Source organism: Bacteroidales bacterium (assembly GCA_016707785.1).
In the GTDB taxonomy this organism is placed as follows: domain Bacteria; phylum Bacteroidota; class Bacteroidia; order Bacteroidales; family UBA4417; genus UBA4417.
Genome location: JADJGZ010000011.1, coordinates 98,320 through 119,337, shown reverse-complemented (window position 1 = coordinate 119,337; position 21,018 = coordinate 98,320). Strand labels below are relative to the sequence as shown.

Annotated in this window: 11 protein-coding genes and 2 tRNA genes; 2 read left to right on the top strand and 11 right to left on the bottom strand. The window is 40.4% G+C overall.

The annotated features are described in order from the left end of the window. Window positions 1–94: 94 nt before the first annotated feature. The 9 genes from IPH84_07865 to mutS all read right to left on the bottom strand — a co-directional run bounded on the left by IPH84_07865 (window position 95) and on the right by mutS (window position 15,106). Window positions 95–2,863, bottom strand: a complete 2,769-nt coding sequence (locus tag IPH84_07865) for an Ig-like domain-containing protein (GenBank protein ID MBK7173136.1) — start codon at window positions 2,861–2,863, stop codon at window positions 95–97. A gap of 152 nt (window positions 2,864–3,015) precedes the next feature. Continuing rightward, complete coding sequence (locus tag IPH84_07860) at window positions 3,016–4,539, bottom strand: SusD/RagB family nutrient-binding outer membrane lipoprotein (GenBank protein ID MBK7173135.1); 1,524 nt, start codon at window positions 4,537–4,539, stop codon at window positions 3,016–3,018. Window positions 4,540–4,633: 94 nt separating this feature from the next. Further along, window positions 4,634–7,999, bottom strand: a complete 3,366-nt coding sequence (locus tag IPH84_07855; protein ID MBK7173134.1) for a SusC/RagA family TonB-linked outer membrane protein — start codon at window positions 7,997–7,999, stop codon at window positions 4,634–4,636. Window positions 8,000–8,216: 217 nt separating this feature from the next. After that, window positions 8,217–9,275, bottom strand: coding sequence for a FecR family protein (locus tag IPH84_07850; GenBank protein MBK7173133.1), 1,059 nt, complete (start codon window positions 9,273–9,275; stop codon window positions 8,217–8,219). Between the two features lie 179 nt (window positions 9,276–9,454). Further along, window positions 9,455–10,042 carry an RNA polymerase sigma-70 factor gene (locus IPH84_07845; protein ID MBK7173132.1) on the bottom strand — a complete coding sequence of 196 codons (588 nt, stop codon included), beginning with the start codon at window positions 10,040–10,042 and terminating at the stop codon, window positions 9,455–9,457. Window positions 10,043–10,233: 191 nt separating this feature from the next. Beyond that, complete coding sequence (locus tag IPH84_07840; protein MBK7173131.1) at window positions 10,234–11,538, bottom strand: DEAD/DEAH box helicase; 1,305 nt, start codon at window positions 11,536–11,538, stop codon at window positions 10,234–10,236. Window positions 11,539–11,802: 264 nt separating this feature from the next. Beyond that, window positions 11,803–11,890: transfer RNA gene (locus tag IPH84_07835), tRNA-Leu, on the bottom strand. A 110-nt stretch (window positions 11,891–12,000) separates the two neighbouring features. Beyond that, window positions 12,001–12,073 (bottom strand) — tRNA-Gly (locus IPH84_07830). A gap of 441 nt (window positions 12,074–12,514) precedes the next feature. Then, on the bottom strand, window positions 12,515–15,106 hold the full coding sequence (mutS, locus tag IPH84_07825) for a DNA mismatch repair protein MutS (GenBank protein ID MBK7173130.1): 2,592 nt from the start codon (window positions 15,104–15,106) through the stop codon (window positions 12,515–12,517). A 152-nt stretch (window positions 15,107–15,258) separates the two neighbouring features. On the opposite strand from mutS, the gene IPH84_07820 reads away from it, so the two are divergent. Both IPH84_07820 and IPH84_07815 read left to right on the top strand, forming a co-directional pair. Then, window positions 15,259–15,786 carry an RNA methyltransferase gene (locus tag IPH84_07820; GenBank protein ID MBK7173129.1) on the top strand — a complete coding sequence of 176 codons (528 nt, stop codon included), beginning with the start codon at window positions 15,259–15,261 and terminating at the stop codon, window positions 15,784–15,786. Window positions 15,787–15,947: 161 nt separating this feature from the next. Further along, complete coding sequence (locus IPH84_07815; protein MBK7173128.1) at window positions 15,948–17,456, top strand: OmpA family protein; 1,509 nt, start codon at window positions 15,948–15,950, stop codon at window positions 17,454–17,456. A 51-nt stretch (window positions 17,457–17,507) separates the two neighbouring features. On the opposite strand, the gene IPH84_07810 is transcribed toward IPH84_07815, so the two are convergent. Further along, window positions 17,508–19,142, bottom strand: a complete 1,635-nt coding sequence (locus IPH84_07810) for a hypothetical protein (GenBank protein MBK7173127.1) — start codon at window positions 19,140–19,142, stop codon at window positions 17,508–17,510. Window positions 19,143–19,288: 146 nt separating this feature from the next. Then, complete coding sequence (locus tag IPH84_07805) at window positions 19,289–20,905, bottom strand: choice-of-anchor J domain-containing protein (protein MBK7173126.1); 1,617 nt, start codon at window positions 20,903–20,905, stop codon at window positions 19,289–19,291. Window positions 20,906–21,018: the final 113 nt, after the last annotated feature.

Below are 21,018 nucleotides of genomic sequence, written 5' to 3'. Positions count from 1 at the left end.
GAGATATACAAGTAAGTTAACCTTGAAATGCTATTAAAAGAGGATGCTTCAATTACTGAAACATCCTCTTAGATAAATAATTACTACACCTCAATTATTTTAAAACAATCATCTTCTGAACACTTGTGCGCTCATTAGTGATCATAGTAACTGTATAAACTCCACTTTTAAGATTACCGCTATTTATCTCAAGTTTATATTCACCCGGTGACTTTACACCTTCATTTATTTGAGCGATTTCAATCCCTGCCAGATCAAAGATATGGAATGTGACATTTCCATTTTCCTGCATTTTATAGGGGAAGGTTGTGTGGGTTGAACAAGGGTTAGGATAATTGTGACCCAAGTCATTATATCTGCTACTGTTGAGGTCATTTATTCCGTTAGTAGTTGTAGCATTTCCTAAAGCAATCGCTTCAGCTTCAGTTAAGGCAACATTCCAGATTCCTAATTCAGAGCAATTAATGTCACCATCGTCACCATCATCATCCTGGAATATCTGAAGTATCGGACTTAAACCATACCTGTCATCCAGAGGCTGAGGGGCTGCATCCAACCATAGTTCACCATCAATATATATTCTGAAGGAGACATCATTCTGTACTGAAACCAACATCCTGTACCAGGTATTATCTGAAATAATAGCTTCAGAATATCTGGTGGATCCACAGCCAATGCTATTGGGAACGCGGCCTATATCAGGAGCTTCGGTTTTTGCAACAAATAAATCGGCATCTCCATCCAGTGTCTGGAAAAAAGCATACCATGTATCAATCATTGGAACTGAGAAGTCAATCTGAAGTGACCATTCATTTACAAGTGATCCACCACCGTTAGGGGCAATACCGTGGTTCATGTCAAGGTAGCTGCCTAGAGGAACCATTGTAGCCAGGTTACCTGCTATAGGGCCATTTATTGAGGTTTGAGTACCGGTGAGCACAAGTGGTTGACCGATGGTTGCTTTTACCATATCAGTCGCATCATCAAATTTCCACCATCCAACTCTTTCGCGAATGGTAGTCTGGTTAGAGATGGTAATTCCCAGGCTTCCGATAATGTTTCCGCCATCAGTAGAAGTGGCAATAACAGTTACTGTTCCATCAGCTACGGCAGCAAGAAGTCCGCCGGTTGTGATTGTCGCATCACCCGATACCTTTGAAACCGACCAGGTAACGTCTTTTTCCGTAGCGTTTTCAGGAAGGATTGTAGCGATCATCTGGAGAGTGCCACCTTTGGTACTTATAGTGGTTGCGCCGCTCTCAGAGGTTACAGTGATTGAGGTTACCAAAATAATTGCCTGATTTGAGATTGTGACTTCCATGCTTCCCGTAATATTACTTCCATCATTTGATGTGGCAGTAACGGTAACAGTTCCGTTTTTAACAGCTGTGAGTAAACCATCGGTACTGATAGTTCCTTCACCGGTGCCATTAGTTACAGACCATGTCACGGTTTTATCAGTAGCATCTGCAGGCAGCACCTCAGCAAGCATTTGCAGGGTTCCGCTTTGAGTGTTGATTACATTTGCACCACCGGTACCTGTTACATTAATCTGGCTGACTAAGATGTTCCCGGCAAAACCACCTAATTGAAGGGCTTCGTCAGCAGTTAAAGCTACATCCCAGATGGCCAGTTCTGCACAGTTGATCGGTGCATCGTCTCCATCATCATCGGCAAAAATCAATAATTCGTTTACTAATGCCCATCTGCCATCAACATCCTGCGGGGTTCCTGTTAACCACAGGTCTCCGTTAAGATATACATTGAAAAATTCCCCGTTTTTGACAGAAATAATCATACGGTACCATGCATCTTTTCCAATTGAATTGGTTGAATACCCGGTTGCTGATGTGCCAATTGTATTGTCACTGGCTTTGGTGAATAAATCTGCGTCGCCGGTATTTGTAGGATTAGTCTGGATGAAAGCATGCCATATTCCGATATCAGGGACAGAAAAATCGATCAAAACTGAGTATTCATTTACTGAATCACCTCCGCCATTAGCCGAAATATTATGCGTCATGGAATAATAGCTTCCCAAAGGTACCTGTGTTGCCAGGTTTCCTTCTGCAGGACCTGAAACCGAGGCATGAGAACCGGTTAAGGTGAGGGGTGAACCAATCTCAGCTTTAAGTAGGTCGGTTACATCATCGAACTTCCACCAACCTTTTCTCATTGCAAGAGGTTCAGTTGTTGCGTTTCCGAGTTCTGAAGCCTGTGCAGCACTGAGGGCAACATTCCAAATTCCTAATTCAGCGCAGTTAATCGTGGCATCATCACCATCATCATCGGCAAAAATCAACAGATCACTTACCAGGGCCCATCTTCCATCAATATCCTGAGGTGTGCCGGTTAACCAAAGTTCACCATTCAGATAGACATTGAAGAATTCACTATTTTTTACTGAAATGATCATCCTGTACCAGGTATCCGCAGTTACAGCATTTGCAGAGTATCCTGTGGCTGCTGTCCCTATCGTATTATCACTGGCTCTTGTAAACAAGTCAGCATCACCACTATTGGATGGGTTGGTTTGAAAAAATGCATGCCATATGCTTACTTCAGGCAATGAAAAGTCAATTTGAACAGTGTATTCATTTACTGAGTCACCTCCACCATTGGCGGAAATTCCATGCGTCATGGTAAGGTAACTTCCTAATGAAATTTGAGTAGCCAGGTTTCCTGCAACGGGACCTGGGACAGAAACCTGTGTGCCGGTTAAAGCTAAAGCCATACCTGTTTCAGCCTTTAACATATCTGCAGCATCGTCAAATTTCCACCAGCCTGCTCTGTCAGGCACCTGGGCACTTGAAAAACTGGCAAAAGCTAGTATTATGACTAAACTTAGTAAAGTTTTTTTCATAATTTGATTGGTTTTTTAAGGTTAATGAATTAAGGGTTTGCTTGTTAATATTGGTTCAAATATCTGTATGGTAAAATGCGCTTTGTTAGCATGAATGAGTTTTGTCTTTCGAAATACATTATTCAAAGCATCTTACCTAAAGATACGCAAGGTTATTTTAATATCCACATTATTTTATTAATTTCATCATAACCATCATATTGACGATTAAGTGCTTCCGTAAGGTTTTTGCGGTTATAGTTCGTTTCAGAGCCAGGGTACAGGCAACGCATTGGGATGGCACTGGTATTGTTTTCATTCAGACTGGAGGCCGGGTTGATAGGAAATTCAGGGTACTTATTTCTCCTGTACTCAAAATAGCTGAAATCCCCATCCTGCATAAACCTGAGTAAATAGCTCTGCATCCATATCTGTTTCAATTGTTCATCTGCTGTAGCCTTGAATGCAGCTTCCCCGGTAAAATATCCGTCAATATAAGCCTGGTCGACAGGGACAGTGTGTGCATAACTGGCTTTAGTCGCCATAATGTCTGCCAGCGCTGCTTTTACACCCTCTTCATAATAGGATTGAGCCGATCCACTGGAAATCCAGCCTCTCACCCTTGCTTCTGCAAGAATTAACTGCTGTTCAGCAAATGTCATCATCAGGTTTGGTTCACATGCATCTTCTTTTAGGTAGCGAAGGTTTATCGCTGAAAATTTATTAGCTTTAAAATCCTGGTTCATGATATCATAATCCATAGAAACATCCACTCCAACATAGGCTGCAGTGTCGGTCTGCAGTTTACCGGCAGCAATTTTTGCAGCAGAGGGTTCACAATAATAAAATAGGCGCCTGTCATTAAGTATTTTTAAATTGTCGGTTACCAGCTTACTGACAATGGTCTTTGGTGCAAACATAGTACTTGCACTGAGTGGATGCTTGTTTTGGGTAGAATATGCCAACCCCCAGTAACCCGTAGCTTTCTCTAAAATATTTCCACTATTTACAATTTCTGCAAAGCGGTTTTTAATATCCAGTGAAGCAACATCCTCCTTCTTGCTCAAACTCATGAGCACTTTCAAAGCGAATGCATTGACTGCTTTTCTCCATTTTCCTGGATCGCCATTATAAGGTGTAGGATCACCGGAAAATTTATTTCCAATTGCAAAGTATTGATCAGCTGCTTTGAGCTCATCAAGGATTTTTACCAGGATCTCTTCCTGCGTATCATATTTTGGCTCTAAAAGCCCTTCTGCACCTTTACCAGCCTCACTGTAAGGAATGTCACCCATCCACATTGTCATATTAAAAAAGGTATAAGCTTTGGCAAAACTGCCCACACCTTTGTATGAATCTTCCATTACACTGCCTTCCGCTGCTATGAGCATTGCATTGATATTTGGCAATATTGTCATTGCACCAAATCCACCACTGCCAGTATTATTGTATTGAGAGCTATTCTTGCCTAAGATGGTGAATCCAACATACTTGGGTAAGGCATTGGAAGAAATGAAGCCCATAGCATCGCCTCCATGCTCAAGCATGTCAAGGATGATATTAGTGCATTCCATTGACGCCGGCACATGGGTTGTTGTATCCGGGTTGGTATTGATTTCTTCAAATTTGTTGCAACTAACAAGAGTTACTACAAGCAATGCACTTATTATTCTGATGTATATTCTTGTGTTTTTCATAGGGGTTAATCTCATTAAAAAGTTCGTTCTCAAAATTTTAGTGTCATGATATTCTGCTTTTCACGGATGGAAAAGCATAATGAATCATGTTTTATTAAAAATTGAACTTCAAGTTAAATCCGACATAACGAATGGATGGGTCACTGAAATTTTCATAACCACCATCAGGGTCGGAATATTTAAATTGCTTTGACCACAAAAACATATTCTGGCCTACAGCAGAAACAGATACTCCCTGAGAATTAAATTTTGAACATATCTCTCTGGGTAAATCATAAGTTAGCGACATTTCCCTGATTTTGAAAAATGTAGTGCTATATGCTTCCAGTGGAGAGGGTGATCCACCCCAGGCGGTACCACTATGAATTGTATTAATATAGGATTCATAGGTCACTGCGACATCATTCGGTGCATATACCCTGTCGTCACTTGTAATATTGCCGTAAGTATCATAGGTTGCGGATCCTGAAACAACCATTACGCCATCACCAGTGTAGTTTTTGGACCCGTCAACCGTAGCATCAAGATATCGTTCCTCAGTTACTGAATTTGGGTGTGAACCTGACCGCCACATATACATTTCGGTGGTTGTTTGAGCGATTCCTCCTACCCGTCCATCAACTGAAATAAAAAAGTTCAAACTTTTATACCTTAAAGTGGTATTTACTCCCCATATCCAGTCAGGGTCATAGTTGCCAAATTTTGAAGCATAAGCAGAGTAAAGTGGAACCCCATTCTTATGAATGATATTCCCATCAGGATCATATTGAAAATCATAAAGGACATAGGGGTCAGCTCGTTCACCTACCTTAATCCAGGGCTTATCAGGAGAGTAAGTAGAATCTAATTTGGAATAGAATCTAGCATATTTCGACCAGTTTACGGAGATATCCCACTTCCAGTCGCTATTCTTAACAGGAGTACCATTCAAGGTGACTTCAACGCCTTTTCGTGTAATCTCTTCATCAATATTGACATAACTATTATAATAACCTGTAGCCGGTGTGATATCAGCTTCCTGAAGGAAATCGAACATCCTTTTATTGTAATATGAAATATCAAAAGAAACCCTGTTTTTGTAAAGGTTAACCGCTGTTCCTACTTCCCAGGTTGATGATGATTCAGGGAATACATCACTGCTGTAAATAGTAGCAGGCAATGATGCTGAAGTCAGATTGGTCCATGCATTATTGGTAATGTTGAATACCTGGTTAATGTCATATATTCCGGCAGGTGTTTTTGACGATGTCCACGAACCACGCAATTTCCATAATGATAACCAACCCATTTCGGGTAATAATTCAGATGCGATAAAACTACCTGATATTGACGGATAAAGGTAAGAACGGGTAGCTTCTGACAAGGTAGAACTCCAGTCGTTACGCAAAGTACCTTCTGCATATACCAAACTATTCCATGATAGAGCCAGCCGCCCATACATGCTGTTTACCTGCTGCCTGCTTAAACTGGAAACAACATATGCTGGTAGTACAGAAGCTTTGAGAGAGTAAAACCCAGGGATGGAAAGCCCACCTTGTGTTCTTGAATCAGTTCCTTCATCCTGACGGTAAAAAATGGTTCCGCCAACAAATCCATCTATAGTAAATTTGTTGAAAGTCTTATTGCCGGAAAGAAGAAAATCATTATTAAAACTATATCCTCTGCCAAGTCCCAGATTATATGAGCCTAACTTACTTTCACCCCAAACTTGATCTCCATTTTCAATTACTGTAGCGGAACCGGCACTCACCAGAGAACCTTTGGAAATCTTTATCACCTGTCGGTTACTATAAGTGTCGAAACCTGATCGTATGGTTGCCTTAAGCCATGAAGTCAGATCATAATTCAAGGAAAGTGATCCATTAAAAATGTCCTTGTTTAAACTGTGGGTTCTTTCGTTTCGATCAAAGAAAGGATTATTGTTCGTATCTGTATAGCTGGTATTTTGTGTTTCATCAGGTACGACCCAATAATTCTTGTAGTCAAGTACATTCCAGTCGGGCGACGACCAGATTAACATGGAATACATGGGATCGTAACCGGTATAACCACTAAATCCGATATTTGGTGACGATTGCTTATTATAACCTATACTGGAGGATAAGGTTAGTCTTTTCACTTTCATATCACCACCAATCGAATAGGAATATTTGTCGAACATGGAGTTGGGATATTGTCCTTTATTCTTTACCCAACTGGCTGAAGCCCTAAAACTGCCATATTCACCCTGCTGAACTATATTCAGGTTATTATTAAGTACATATCCGGGTTCAAGGAAATTTTGAAAATTGTCTTTACCTACCGGAAGCCATGGCATTGGTTTCATGCTTCGGGAAATCGGGTCCCATTGGATGACTTCCTGTCCTTCCAATGGAGGCCCCCAGGCACCATCACCATTTGTTACTGCTGAATTGGTCGCTGTATTTACAACGCGGCCATATGTTGATTGTGATTCTGGTATCGCAAGGTAACCCGCGGCAAACATTGTGCTGCTGTTCAATGTGATTGAAATGCCATTAATGCCACTTCCTTTCTTTGTAGTAACCATAATAGCACCACTTGCTCCACGATAGCCATAAAGGGCTGAAGCAGTTGCACCTTTAAGAATACTGAGGCTTTCAATATCATCAGCCGGAATATCTCTGAGTGTCATATTACCATAAGGTACACCATCTATTACTAACAGTGGTTTCTCACCACGTATATAGAGCTCCGGGGCTGCACCAAATTCAGTACTGTTTAATACAGATAAACCGGCTACTTTACCAGTGAGTGAGGTTCCGACATCTACAGCCCTGACAGTCTGTAATCCTTTTCCATCAACCTTTTGAACAGCATAACCCAGGGCTTTTTCTTCACGTTTGATTCCCAGAGCCGTAACCACAATGCTCTCAAGTTGAGTAGCTATAGGGTTCAATACTACATTCAGAACAGTAGCTTCACTAACCGTGATTTCTTTAGGTTCATACCCAAGATAAGAATAGACAAGAATTGCTTTTTCTGACTGAAATTCAATTGAGTAGGTGCCATCGATGGAAGTTGTGGTACCTGATGTTGTCCCTTTCACCTGGATAGCTACACCTACAAGTGTTTCACCGGTTTTTGCATCAATTACCCTTCCTGTGACTTTTTTTGATTGAAAATCCCCGCCATTACCCTTATTTGGTGTTATAATAATCTGATGGTCACTTGTCACATACTTGACTTTATCACCTTTAAAGAGTTGATCAAGGATGTCTTTTATGGATGTATTAACATAAACGGCATCTACTTTGCGGGTTACATCTACAACTTCCTCATTGACCAAGAAAGTATAATCACTCTTTTTCTCGATTTCATTCAGCACATCATTCAGAGGTACATTAACGAGGTTTAATGTAATTTTAGTTGATTGTGCTTCCAGCCGGACAGGCACTGAAAAGAGAAAAATAAACAGTCCAAAAAGTAAAAGTAATCTCATATTCTGTTTGTTTTAGGGTATGATAAATTATGAAAAGACCAATATTGACCGGGATTTCCAGTTATTGAGAATTTCTAGCTTACACTTAAGAAAAGTGAAGCAGATGCGAGTGGATGAAGGAAACCAGGTATGAGGCAGATAATTCCCGAAAATATTACTCTATTCTACCGGACGATTATCTTTTCTGAACATGGTTGGAGGTATATAACTCTGGAAATTAGTTACTTGATGAAAATATGATGATTTTCCTTCTGGAAAAAGTACCGTCAGGCAATGCTTTAGGTTTGACTTCAGTATAATCGATGGGGGATGAGATCTTCAACAGTCTCAGTAATTCGCCCAGTGGCTCACTTTCAAAAGTGGCCCTATACCTGTATTTTTTAATTTCTGTGCCTTTAATCTCTATGTCAACATTGTATTGTAAGGAGATTCTCCTGGCAACTTCGCTGATATTGTCATTTCGGAAAACAAGTTTACCATCTTTCCAGGCAAAATGTTTGTAAATATCTTCGGTTTGAATGCTGAATTGACCGTTCAGGGTATCATAAATCATATGCTGGTTGGGTTGCAGGTAAGATATAAGATCCCCTGCTTCAGCAGATTTTCTTTTTTGAACTGAAACTTTACCTTCAACTAAGGTGACTGAGGGTGATCGGAAATTTTTCTCAGCCCTGATATTGAACTTTGTGCCTGTTGCCTTTACTGTAAAATATGGAGTGTTAACCAGGAAAGGTACTTCCTCATCTGCATGAACTTCAAAGTAGCCTTCTCCAACCAGTTCAACGATACGATTATCATTGCCGAATTTTTCAGGATACCGCAATGTACTGCCTGAATTTAGCCAGACTTTCGATCCATCGGGTAATTCAAGTAAAGAATAGGTTCCAAATGCAGCAACTACCTTATGGTATGAAATGGATTGGTTTTCTTTTCCGAAACCTTTCCCAAATCCCATCCACATCACTGCAATGAGCAAAGGAATAAACACAAATGCAGCTATTCTCTGAAAAATCTGCCAAAAGGTCATTCTTTTTGGTCCACGATTGATATGATTCAAGACTTTGTGTAAAGCCTTATCAGTGGAAACAGGTAATTCGGCAGCTGATTCCCATATGTTTTTGAATTGCCTGAAATATCTTCGATTTTCATCCGATTCGCTGATCCAGGTTTCAAGCAACCGGATTTCATCAGTTGTAGCATTACTACCCAGGTATTTGGCAATTAATTGGTCAACGCGATCGAAATCTTCTGTACTCATAGTTTCTTTTCTCAACATAACGACGATTTAAAAATCATTTTCCACATCATACTCCTGCATTTTTATTAAAAAAAATAAAAATGACTGGATTAATGAATTGAGAATTTATAATACTCTGTGCCTCGATGATATTTTGGATTTTACATGCAGATGTACTTATGACTTAGCACTCATAACCTCATAATGAAATAGCAATCCTAAAGGATAAGCAGATAAAAAATAAGAAAGAGGATCAGAAAATCTTTCAGTTCTTCCCTGAGTAAAGAAATGGCTTTGCTCATACGGACTTCTACTGTCCGGACTGAAATCCCAAGTTTTGAAGCAATTTCCTGGTAATTAAATGACTCTATCCGACTCATCCGGAATACTTCAGCATTCTGAACCGGTAACTTCCCAAGAGCCTGGGCAAAATTATTCTCTAGTTCTGAAAACAGGAGGTAATTCTCGGTATCATTTTCCAAAAGCATAGGATGTTCAAGCACAACTGAAGCATATTTGTTGGTAATGCTAATGTGTCGCAAGCTGTCAATACTTTTGTTCTGAACAGATTTTAACAGGAATGATTTGAGCGAAGTATGAATATCCAATTTTGAACGGTTTTCCCAAAGTTTGAGGAATACATCCTGCACTACTTCCTCCGAAGCATCTGAATTGTGCGTAATCCCAAATGAAAAATGAACCAGGTCCTCATAGTACCTGGTAAAAATAATGGTGAAGGCTACCTGGTCATCGTTGATTAGCTTTCCGATCAGAATTTTTTCATACGATGCCAATAAATCGGACATGTCACTCGCTTTTGTACAAAAGTATTGTAATATTCTAAATTTTTCTGAGGAAATATTGGCCCAACAGGATTATCCACTCTGCATCTTGTGATGTTTTAATTCTGATAGGAGCAAGGGAATATCAAACTATTTAGTGTGTGGATTCAATTTGGATTCCGACATTAAAAATAAGTTTGCAAACAACACAACAGTTATATAGAAACTTCAATCTTTACCGATTTCTTTTTAATTTTTTCGAAACGAAGCAATTGAACTACTTTGTCGATTTTATCACGTTTCACTGCAACAAATGAGGAATAATCCAATACTTCAATCAGCCCGATCTCCTCTTTATGAAGCTTCCCTTTCTGGATTAACAAACCTACAATATCCGTTTTATTGATTTTGTCTTTCTTTCCGGCAGCTACAAAGAGTGTATCCCATGCTGAATTGTCTGGTAAACGCGGATTTGCAGGTAAATCAACATATTCTGGTTTTTCTTTGAGGAATGAGGGTAAATGATCACCTTCACCCATAATGAGGTATGAAGTGCCTTCAGCATGCATCCGGGCAGTGCGTCCGTTTCGATGCATGAAAGCATCTGCAGTGGCTGGAAACTGATAATGAATAACATTTTCAATTTCCGGAATATCCAGTCCCCTGGAAGCCAGGTCGGTGGTGATTAAAATCCGATGACTTCCATTACGGAATTTGATCAGGGCGCGCTCCCTTTCTTCCTGCTCCAGGCCGCCATGATAAATGCCATGAACAAGTCCTTTATCATCAAGCAATTCGCTGATCCGTTCAACTGCCTCACGGTGATTGCAAAATACCAGGGTAGTTTTATTCCCTAGTTTGCAAATGAGAGAAAACAAAGCATCAAGTTTGTCTCGTCCTTCACTTACAACAGCTTTTAGCTGGAGCCCTGCAGGATGCTTGTCAGAAAGAAAATTCAACCTGACCGGTGAAGATACCCCGGCAAAATCAGGTATAGCAATAGCTTCGGAAGCCGAAGTTAAAAAACGCTTTTTTAAATATTGTAGTTCACTGATGATATAAGACATTTCATCCTTAAATCCGAATTCCAGAGACTTGTCAAATTCGTCAAGGATAATGGTTTTGACAGAAGTGGTATCGAAAGTATTTCTTCGAATATGATCAGCCACTCTTCCGGGTGTGCCTACCAGGACGGCTGGTGGGTGTTTCAGATTATTGATTTCAACTTTCATCGGATGTCCGCCATAACAGCAGTTCACCTTAAATTCGGTACCCATGGATCGGAATACCTGTTCTATCTGCAATGCCAGTTCCCTTGAAGGAGCCAGGATGAGAACCTGAACACCGGGAATTGTTTCATCAATCAGTTTTAATATTGGTAATAGAAATGCAAGTGTTTTGCCTGATCCTGTTGGGGACAGCAATACAATATCTCCTCCTGTTTTATTCGCTTCCAGTGAAGCTAATTGCATTTCGTTGAGTTCTGCAATTTTCAGGTTCTCCAGCGCTCTTTGTATCATCAGATATTTCTTTGTAACATCACAAAGGTAAGTCTATTCAATGACTAAGGAGTCCGATACAACTCAGGCAGTCATTATAATATTATGCAATTTCTTTAATAATAGAATTCATTCTATTGAGTATAGCCGGATAATACACAGAAATAGAGTGGCATGTTCTAATTAAAAATGCAAAGTATAAAGCATGTAAACTTTACACTTTGCATTTTTTTTGCAATTTGCAATTTGCATTTTGCGTTTTGCATTCTGCATTTTGCATTCTCGTGGTACCCGAAGCCGGAATCGAACCGGCATGGCCGCAATGGCCAAAGGATTTTAAGTCCTTCGTGTCTACCAGTTTCACCATTCGGGCACTGGATGTATCTTAAACTCTTTTGCAAAGAACTTAAAATTCATTGCAAAGATAAAAAGATATGGGCAAAAAAAACTCTTGGTTTTCCACCAAGAGTTTTTTTTATTCTGAGCGGAAAACGAGACTCGAACTCGCGACCCCGACCTTGGCAAGGTCGTGCTCTACCAACTGAGCTATTTCCGCATTGGGAGTGCAAATATACAATTTTTTTTAAATTACAATTTCCAGAAATAAAATTTCAACATTTTTTTTTGGAGAGTGCCCCATAGGGGAGCCATTGGCTCTGGGTGCTGAGTGCTGAGTGCTGGTGCTGGGTGCCCCGAAGGGGAGCCTTTGGCTCTGGGTGCTGAGTGCCCGAAGGGGAGTCAGTGGCTCTGTGCTGAGTTGTTATAATTTTCCGGCACTAAGACAATAAAACTCAAGGAAGAATAATAAGCCATTGATATTTATTATGTCAACCTCGTAATTATATCGACCTTGTCGCATTTTCAAGCCGAAGGCTTCCCTTTTTTAAATTGCCAAAGTTTCAAATTGTCGAATCGTCAAATTGTCAAATTGTCAAATTGTCGAATCGTAAAATCGGCGAATCGTCAAATCGGCGAATCGTCAAATTGTCACATCCTATTAATATTTCTGCAACTTTTTTTTGATTTCATTCAGCTTCATCAAGGCTTCAACAGGTGTTAAAGTATTAATATCCAGGTGTTGGATATCATCCCGAATACTCTCCAGCAGGGGGTCGTCCAATTGAAAAAAGCTTAACTGAAACTGATCCTGGGATTTCTGAACCTGCTTTCCGGAAACTTTTCCGGGATTTAATTCCGCACTGCTACGCTTCTTTTCTAATTGAATTAGCAGATCTTCTGCCCGTTGAATGAGGCTTCCGGGCATCCCGGCCATCCTTGCAACATGGATTCCAAAACTATGTTCACTGCCACCAGGGGTAAGTTTCCGAAGGAATATTACTTTCTTGCCGATCTCTTTGACAGCAATATGGAAATTTTTGATCCTGTTTTTCGTCATTGCCATCTCATTCAGCTCATGATAATGGGTGGCAAACAAAACCTTAGCCTTATATAGCGGATGATCATGAAGGTATTCAGCAATTGCCCAGGCAATGGAGATTCCATCGTAAGTGCTGGTGCCCCGGCCAATTTCATCCAGCAGAATCAGGCTTCGGTTGGAAATATTATTCAGGATACTGGCAGTCTCATTCATCTCCACCATGAATGTGGATTCTCCTGAGGTGATATTATCAGAAGCCCCGACACGTGTGAATATTTTATCAACCAATCCAATGGTGGCTGCTTTTGCAGGCACAAAACTTCCAACCTGTGCCATGAGCACAATCAGGGCTGTCTGTCGCAGCAAGGCAGATTTCCCCGACATATTAGGACCCGTCAGCATAATGATCTGTTGCTTTTCATTATCAAGAAAAACATCGTTGGCAATATACTCTTCCCCAGTGGCGAGGTGTTTCTCAATGACAGGATGCCTGCCTTGTTCGATGTTTATTGAAAAGGAATCGGTTATTTCAGGCCTCACATAATGGTTTTCGATGGATACGCGGGCAAAAGAAACAAGACAATCAATCCGGGCAATTAACTGGGCATTCAGTTGAACAGGCTGCACGTATTCAGCCAGATGTAAAACCAATTCATTAAATAATTTATTCTCAAGATCCAGGATTTTTTCTTCAGCACCCAGGATTTTTTGTTCGTACTCTTTCAGCTCTTCAGTGATATATCGTTCGGCATTCACCAGGGTCTGTTTCCTCATCCATTCTGCCGGCACTTTTTCCTTATGAGCGTTGGTTACTTCAAGATAATACCCGAAAACGTTATTGAAGCCAACTTTTAATGAGGTAATACCTGTATTTTCGATTTCCCGTTGTTGCATTTGAACCAGGTAATCTTTCCCTGAAAATGCCAGTTTTCTTAATTCATCAAGTTCGGGTGAAATTCCATCCTCAATTACCATCCCTTTGGAAACCAGGGCAGGAGGGTCTGGCTTTATAGTCTTGCCTATCTGATCGGCAATTAATTCACAGGGATTTATTTGTTCGGCAATCAGTTGCATTGCTTCATGACGGGTGGAAGCACAGGCTTGTTTTATTGGAACCAAAGCCAGAAGCGCCCGCCTGATTTGCAGGATTTCCCTTGGGGTAACTCTTCCAACGGCTACTTTTGAGATAAGTCTCTCAAGATCTCCGATGATCCTAAGATTTTGATCAAGAACTGCGGTTAATTCCGGGTGATTATTCAGGTACTCCACTGTTTCATGCCTTTCCACCACAGGTTTTCTGTCCTTGAGGGGCAGCAGCAGCCAACGCCTCATTAACCTTGATCCCATAGGAGAGATGGTTTTATCCAGCACCGAAAAAAGGGTGCTTGCATTTTCATTGGGAGATTGGATCAGTTCAAGGTTACGGACGGTGAATTTATCCAGCCAGACATAATGATCCTCTTCGATTCTTGACAATTTACAGATGTGCTGAACTTTATCATGCTGTGTCTCCGAAAGGTAATGCATGGCTACTCCGGATGCAATGATGCCATTCTCAAGTTCTGTAACTCCAAATCCTTTTAAGGAGGTAGTGCCAAAATGTTTAATCAGCAGATCATGGGTGAAATCATGGGTGAAGACCCAATCTTCAAAATAGGAGAGATAAAACTGGCTTCCAAAAGTTTCTGTGAATGATTGACGTTTATTCTTCTGAACAATCACTTCTGAAGGACGAAATGTTTGAAGTAATTTATCGATGTAGTCATTGGATCCCTGTGCCAGAAGGAATTCCCCTGTTGAAATATCAAGAAAGGAGATGCCTGACGATTTTGGAAGGAAGTGTATAGCAGCCAGGAAATTGTTTTCCTTGTTTTCAAGGATCTTATCATTATAGGAAACACCGGGTGTGACCAATTCAGTAACTCCTCTTTTGACGATGGTTTTGGTCATTTTCGGGTCTTCCAGCTGGTCACATATGGCAACCCTGTATCCTGCTCTAACCAATTTTGGAAGGTAGGTATCGAGAGAATGATGTGGAAAACCGGCAAGTTCGATATATTGAGCTGAGCCATTGGCACGCCGCGTCAGGATAATACCAAGTATTTCCGAGGCTTTGATAGCATCTTCACCAAATGTTTCATAAAAGTCTCCAACCCTGAACAATAACAAAGCATCAGGATATTTAGCCTTTATTGCATTGTATTGCTTCATGAGAGGAGTTAATGCAACCTCCTTTTGTTCCTTTTCTTTACTCACCTTTGTAAATTCTGATTACCGCAAATTTAGGATTATCTCCTGATCTTCCTCACTCCCTTTGGGTTGTGTTGATAATTTTTACCTTTGTGGTTCCTAAACGGCTTACCATGCGGAAACTTAGTATGGAGGAACTGAATCGTCTCAGTGTTGATGAATATCACGAGATGGAAAAGTTGCCTTTTGTTTGCATTCTTGATAATATCCGTAGTCAGCATAATATTGGTTCCATTTTTCGCACCGCAGATGCTTTTGGTATCGGGCGGTTATACTTATGCGGTATTACTGCTGTGCCACCTAACAGGGAGATCAGTAAAACTGCATTGGGTGCAACTGAATCAGTCCCATGGCAATATGCGAATGATACCAGGGAGATAGTAATACAATTAAAATCTGAAGGATATATCCTTGTTGCAGTAGAACAGGCTGAGGATAGTGTAGCCCTTTGGGAATTTTCCCCGGAAGCTGATAAAAAGTATGCATTTATCTTCGGAAATGAGGTAATGGGGGTGGATGATACAGTGATGCAAGAAGTGGATTCCTGCATCGAAATCCCACAGATGGGGACTAAACATTCTCTGAATGTTTCTGTTACAGCCGGAATCGTTTTGTATTACCTTTTCAGTAAATTCAGATAATATAATAGTATCCTGCAAATATTTAGTGTCGGGGAGCAGCTGAAAACAGGGCTATATCCTGTGAAGTGGCTGTATTTCACTCGTTTTAGCTTATATTTGCATTAATTCACCCCTTGGACTATAGAAGTTTAAAGGGTATATCGGAACTAAATTTAGTTAACATGAAAGTTTCTATTCGCATTTTCACTTTAATGGTAATCATCGCATTGCCAATATTCCTCACCGCTCAGGATGCATCTGTTGATGTTAAACCTGCTTTATTTAAAAGCCATTGGACACTCCAGGTGAATGGTGGAGTTACTGAATACTTTGGAGATTTAAATAAAGAAGATTTTTTCAACAAAACTCCAAAACTTGGATTTGGTGGTGCCTTGGGATACCAGCTTTCTCCGGTTTTTGGATTGAGAGGACAATTTGTAGCCGGAAAACTAGCCAGTGAAAGGGAAGATAAAGGATTGAAACTGAATACAGATTTCTGGGACGCTGCTTTGAATGTCACGGTGAACATCAATGAAATATTTGCTGATTATAATCCGGAAAGAGTGGTTAATTTTTATTTCTTTGGCGGAGCCGGTTTAACTTCATTCAGTTCAACAACCACTGATTTTACAACGGGTACACAGTTGCAGAAAAGTGATTCCAGGCAGAATGAGATTTTTGTTCCACTAGGCTTGGGCGCTGAATTCAGGCTTGCCAAAAGGGTGTCATTAAATATTGAGTATGGTGATCATCTTACCTTTAAAGATGCAACACTTGACTTCTACGAAGCCGTTAAAGCAAGAGATCATTACAGTTATGCATCGGCAGGGCTCACTTTCAAATTTGGTGGACCAAAAGATCAGGATAATGATGGTATTAAGGATAAAGAAGATAACTGTCCGGACAGGGCTGGGAAAGTTGAACTTTTCGGCTGCCCTGATGCTGATGGTGACGGGATTTCCGATGATGACGATGCTTGTCCGAAAGATGCCGGAAAACTTGAATTCAAGGGTTGCCCAGATTCTGATAATGATGGTATTCCTGACAAGGATGATACTTGCCCAACTGAAGCCGGTACCAGGGATTTAAAAGGCTGCCCTGATAAAGATACTGACGGTATTGCAGATAAGGATGATAAATGTCCGGATATGGCTGGCAAGAAAGAACTAAATGGTTGCCCTGACCGTGATGGAGACGGAATTGCTGACAATGAAGATAAATGTCCTGATATTGCCGGTTTAAAATCGCTTGGAGGATGTGCTGATAAAGATAATGATGGCATAGCCGATCAATTGGATAAATGTCCGGAAGTGGCTGGTGTTGCAGCTAATAATGGATGCCCCGAAGAGTCAGGGGTATTGGTAAATGAGGTCGTCTATTTCAATACTGATCAATATATAGTTTTGGCTCAGTATAATCAGTTACTCAATAAAGTTGCTGAAACGCTCAAAGATAATCCGGGAATCAGGATTTCTGTTGAAGGCCACACTGATAGCAGGGAAAGCAAGAATTATAATTTAAAACTATCAGAAAACAGGGCTGATTATGTCATTGAATTCTTCACAAAAAGAGGAATTGATGCTTCCAGGATTGTTAAGGGGTTCTTTGGTGAAACACAACCTGTTGCCGATAATGCTACCGCGGAAGGGATGAAACTCAACAGAAGGGTTGAGATCAAATCCATCAAATAAAACCTTGCTTGTAAATGGTTGAAAATAAAGATAATCAGGCTTTTCCTGCCATTATCTGAACGCCATTTTGCTCAAATAGAATACATTCCGTTTATTTTCATCAAGGTTATTATTCCTTAGTGATTCATACCCTGTAACCAGGAAGTAGTCGCCATACCAGTACTCTATTGACCCCAGGTACTCACTGATATATTGGTCGGTGGCACGTTTTGGTGCTACCGGTGTAAATGCTGTACCTTCAACAATGTCACTTTTATTGATGGTTTTGAAAGCAATTTTGGCATTGGCATTATAAAAAAGATTGGTTTCATCTTTCTCCTGGTAAATATTGAGTTTCCGGTTCAGATAGGTAGTAAGAATATCTCTCATTTCCATTCCATTATTCCATTGCATTTGACCACTTGAATCGAAGGATGCAAGGAAAGCATTGGTATATCTGTAACCATCAAAAACTGAATAAGTCGATGGAATAGCCCTGCCATAATAGTCATAGACCATTTGTGTCATGGTATGGTATTCAGGAAGATAGGCTTCGGATAACATCAGGTAAGAACCACCTGAGTATTTTACCGGATGAATCAGCAACCGATAATCGAGAGAAAACTTCTTGTTATTTCCGCCGGGATCATCTTTTTCTGAATTCTTTTTATCGGCTTTTCTTTTAGTCCTTAGCGCTTCCGGACTATTGATATACTTATATGCATTGGAAAAATCTATGAAATGATAATAATTCATATTCCCTGGTCCATCGGGTCCAATTGTAGCTGAATAATAGCCATCTGAAATAGGGGTATTATCCTGGTTTTGATCATAAGTGCTGGGACGACGGTAGAAACTGTTATAATAATAGTAATTGTAATAATCATTGTAATAGTCGTAATTCCTTTTATTCCTGGCTCCTGATCCAAAGGTGCCCAATACAAAACCCCTGTTTTCCCCTGTAAATACAAAACCTGCGGAATTGAAGATCCTTTTTTCCTGGATGTTTTCAAAGGTAACCGTTCTTCTCAGGGCTGATGAGCCGTTGTAAAGGTTTACCATTAACTGGTTCCTGGTGGAACTGGGTTGAACCTTATAAACTGCAGCGATATCCTTGTAAATTGTATCGACTGCAATATCCAGCAGTAAGGAATTTTCTGTTTCAGGGAAGTCGAAGTTGCGTTTTTCACCATTGATAAGTGAGAATCCCAATAAACCTGGTTTGCCTTTTCTTTGATTATATCCTACTAATGCAAATTCGTTAAAGATCTCAAAATCGACAACTTCTGCTTTTTCCGGAATGTCACTTTTATGAATAGTGATGATTTGTTTTGGAGGAATAATGAAGAAAACATATATATTACCTTCCTTATTCCTGCGAGTATCATGAAACAGCAGGTAAATAACACCATTCTGACTAAAACCCTTAAGGTAGTTCACATCTTCATGCAATGGCAATAGCTTTTTCCATTCTTCCTTAAGGTTCCTGTCGAGCATTACAAATGACCAGCTGATACTGTCTTTTCCCGCATCATTAATTGTGGGATAAAACATACATATTCCATTTTCTCCGAAAGGAACATAGTTAAACGGGTTAGTTCCTGCCCTCACAGGTATTTCTACTCTGATCGGCTGTCCTGATTGCGCCAGTGAGACCATGGGTAACAATGCAACCAGTAAAATCAAGGTTTTCCAAAAGTTATTCATATGCAAAGGAAATCATGAATGGATTCCAAAAATATAACAAATAAATGTCGGAAAAAGTATGTGGATAAATAAAAGAGGCTGCTTGAATTAAGCGGAACCTTATGTCCACCCAAAAAGCAGCCTCTTTTAGAATATTGATTGAGGTGTTATTTCACAATCAGTTTCTGAGTGGTTTTACCCAGAGAAGTAAGATTTGTCATTTCTACTACATATACACCATTAGATAACTGTCGGGTGGATACAAACGAATCAGTTTTTTCAATTTTCTTTTCAAGCAATATGGCACCTGAAGTACTGAAAATCCTGAGAAGATAACTGTCATTTCCTTCTATCCGGGCCTGGAAGCCTGTAGTACAAGGGTTAGGATAAATTCCAACCTGATTGGCTTCCGGGGTTTCATTAAATCCAACACCGGAATTATAAGTTACATATACATCATCAACTTCCCATGTAGGCACATTATCAGTTCCACAATCATATTTGAAAGCGATATGGGTATTAGCGCCTTCATAGGCTGTCAGATTTATTGATCCCGATGACACCCATGTGTAGTTACCTGTTGAGAAAGTAGCCTGTCCGGAGAGATCAGTCCAGGTAGAAGCTGAGGGATCACCAGTTGAATAATCGGTGGAAACCATCAGATAAAATTTATCAGCTACTGTTCCGAATTTCATCGCTGTCTTGAATTCAAGTTTTGGGGAACTGCCGGCAGCAAGGGTTAATGAAGGTGAGATTAACCAGTCCTGGTTCAGGAAGGAGGTTCCTCCAACATATCCTGACATACGCATGAAAATATTTCCTGAAATGGTATCAGTAATCCATTTTTCATCACCGGTAACACTAAATTCAGTCCATGGGGCTAATAATCCATCCTGAAAATCTGTTTTGAGCAGAATTGCCTGTGTGCGAGCACTAGCTGAAGGTGCAGTTCCGTCAGTTTTATAATCAACAATAGAACCTGAATTGGAGAATGGGTAGATCTTCAGAAAATAATTTTTTGAAGCTTCCAGTCCATCGAAAATGTATTGCTGGTTTCCCTGGGCAACAGATTTTGAACCGCTACCATCGCTGATATCAAGGTCGTCACCTACATAAGTTCCATCTACAGGAGCGGTGATATTGTCGGAGGTTGAAATCCTGACAAGATAGGAGGCTGGAAGTTGAGCGCCGGTTGCATCAGTCCAGGTAGCTTTTATTTTAAGGCCATCTCCGGATGCAGCAAATGCTGAAGGATAATTGGTAGGTTCAGGATCAGGTGTTCCACCTCCAAAAGCCGTCCAGGTGATATTATCAATTGCCACTTGTCCGGCAGCAGTGCTGGCCTGGATGAATTTCAGGGTTACACTGCCGGATACATTCACGGCTATGGCTCCTGAATTCAATGTAATGCCCTGTTGGCCTACCGTTGTTACCGTGGTGATAAGAATATCATTCACAAGCACATTAAGCGCAACATCTGTTGAAAAAACCTGGCGGTAATCAAAACTTAAGGTTCCAACACCATTCACAAGTGCTCCAGAACGAACTTCTGCGGTCGGTGTTCTGTTTTTCCCAAGCGTGGGAGTTGGTGCTGTAATCATTGAGTCACCACGGCTTTGGAAGTAACTCCATGTAGAACCATCGAGTCCGAGAAATGTGCCATCATGATAAGCATTTGTGTTTTCAGGGTAATTGGCAAAAGTCTCCAATCCTTGAGCAAATAGTACTGTGCCTGAAAAAAGAAAGAGGCAGGTTAGTACGGTTAGAGTAAGTTTTTTCTTCATTGTATAGATTGTTTGATTGATTTTGGTTCTTGTTTTGCCAACTGGGCAAGGTCTGGATTGTCCAACAAAGATACAATTTTTCTATTGCTTGATATAATTTTCTGACAATTTGT

Bases quoted from the DNA above. Each gene is read 5' to 3' on its own strand.
- IPH84_07865 (MBK7173136.1), bottom strand. From the start codon at position 2,863: ATGAAAAAAACTTTACTAAGTTTAGTCATAATACTAGCTTTTGCCAGT.
- IPH84_07860 (MBK7173135.1), bottom strand. From the start codon at position 4,539: ATGAAAAACACAAGAATATACATCAGAATAATAAGTGCATTGCTTGTA.
- IPH84_07855 (MBK7173134.1), bottom strand. From the start codon at position 7,999: ATGAGATTACTTTTACTTTTTGGACTGTTTATTTTTCTCTTTTCAGTG.
- IPH84_07850 (MBK7173133.1), bottom strand. From the start codon at position 9,275: ATGTTGAGAAAAGAAACTATGAGTACAGAAGATTTCGATCGCGTTGAC.
- IPH84_07845 (MBK7173132.1), bottom strand. From the start codon at position 10,042: ATGTCCGATTTATTGGCATCGTATGAAAAAATTCTGATCGGAAAGCTA.
- IPH84_07840 (MBK7173131.1), bottom strand. From the start codon at position 11,538: ATGATACAAAGAGCGCTGGAGAACCTGAAAATTGCAGAACTCAACGAA.
- mutS (MBK7173130.1), bottom strand. From the start codon at position 15,106: ATGAAGCAATACAATGCAATAAAGGCTAAATATCCTGATGCTTTGTTA.
- IPH84_07820 (MBK7173129.1), top strand. From the start codon at position 15,259: ATGCGGAAACTTAGTATGGAGGAACTGAATCGTCTCAGTGTTGATGAA.
- IPH84_07815 (MBK7173128.1), top strand. From the start codon at position 15,948: ATGAAAGTTTCTATTCGCATTTTCACTTTAATGGTAATCATCGCATTG.
- IPH84_07810 (MBK7173127.1), bottom strand. From the start codon at position 19,142: ATGAATAACTTTTGGAAAACCTTGATTTTACTGGTTGCATTGTTACCC.
- IPH84_07805 (MBK7173126.1), bottom strand. From the start codon at position 20,905: ATGAAGAAAAAACTTACTCTAACCGTACTAACCTGCCTCTTTCTTTTT.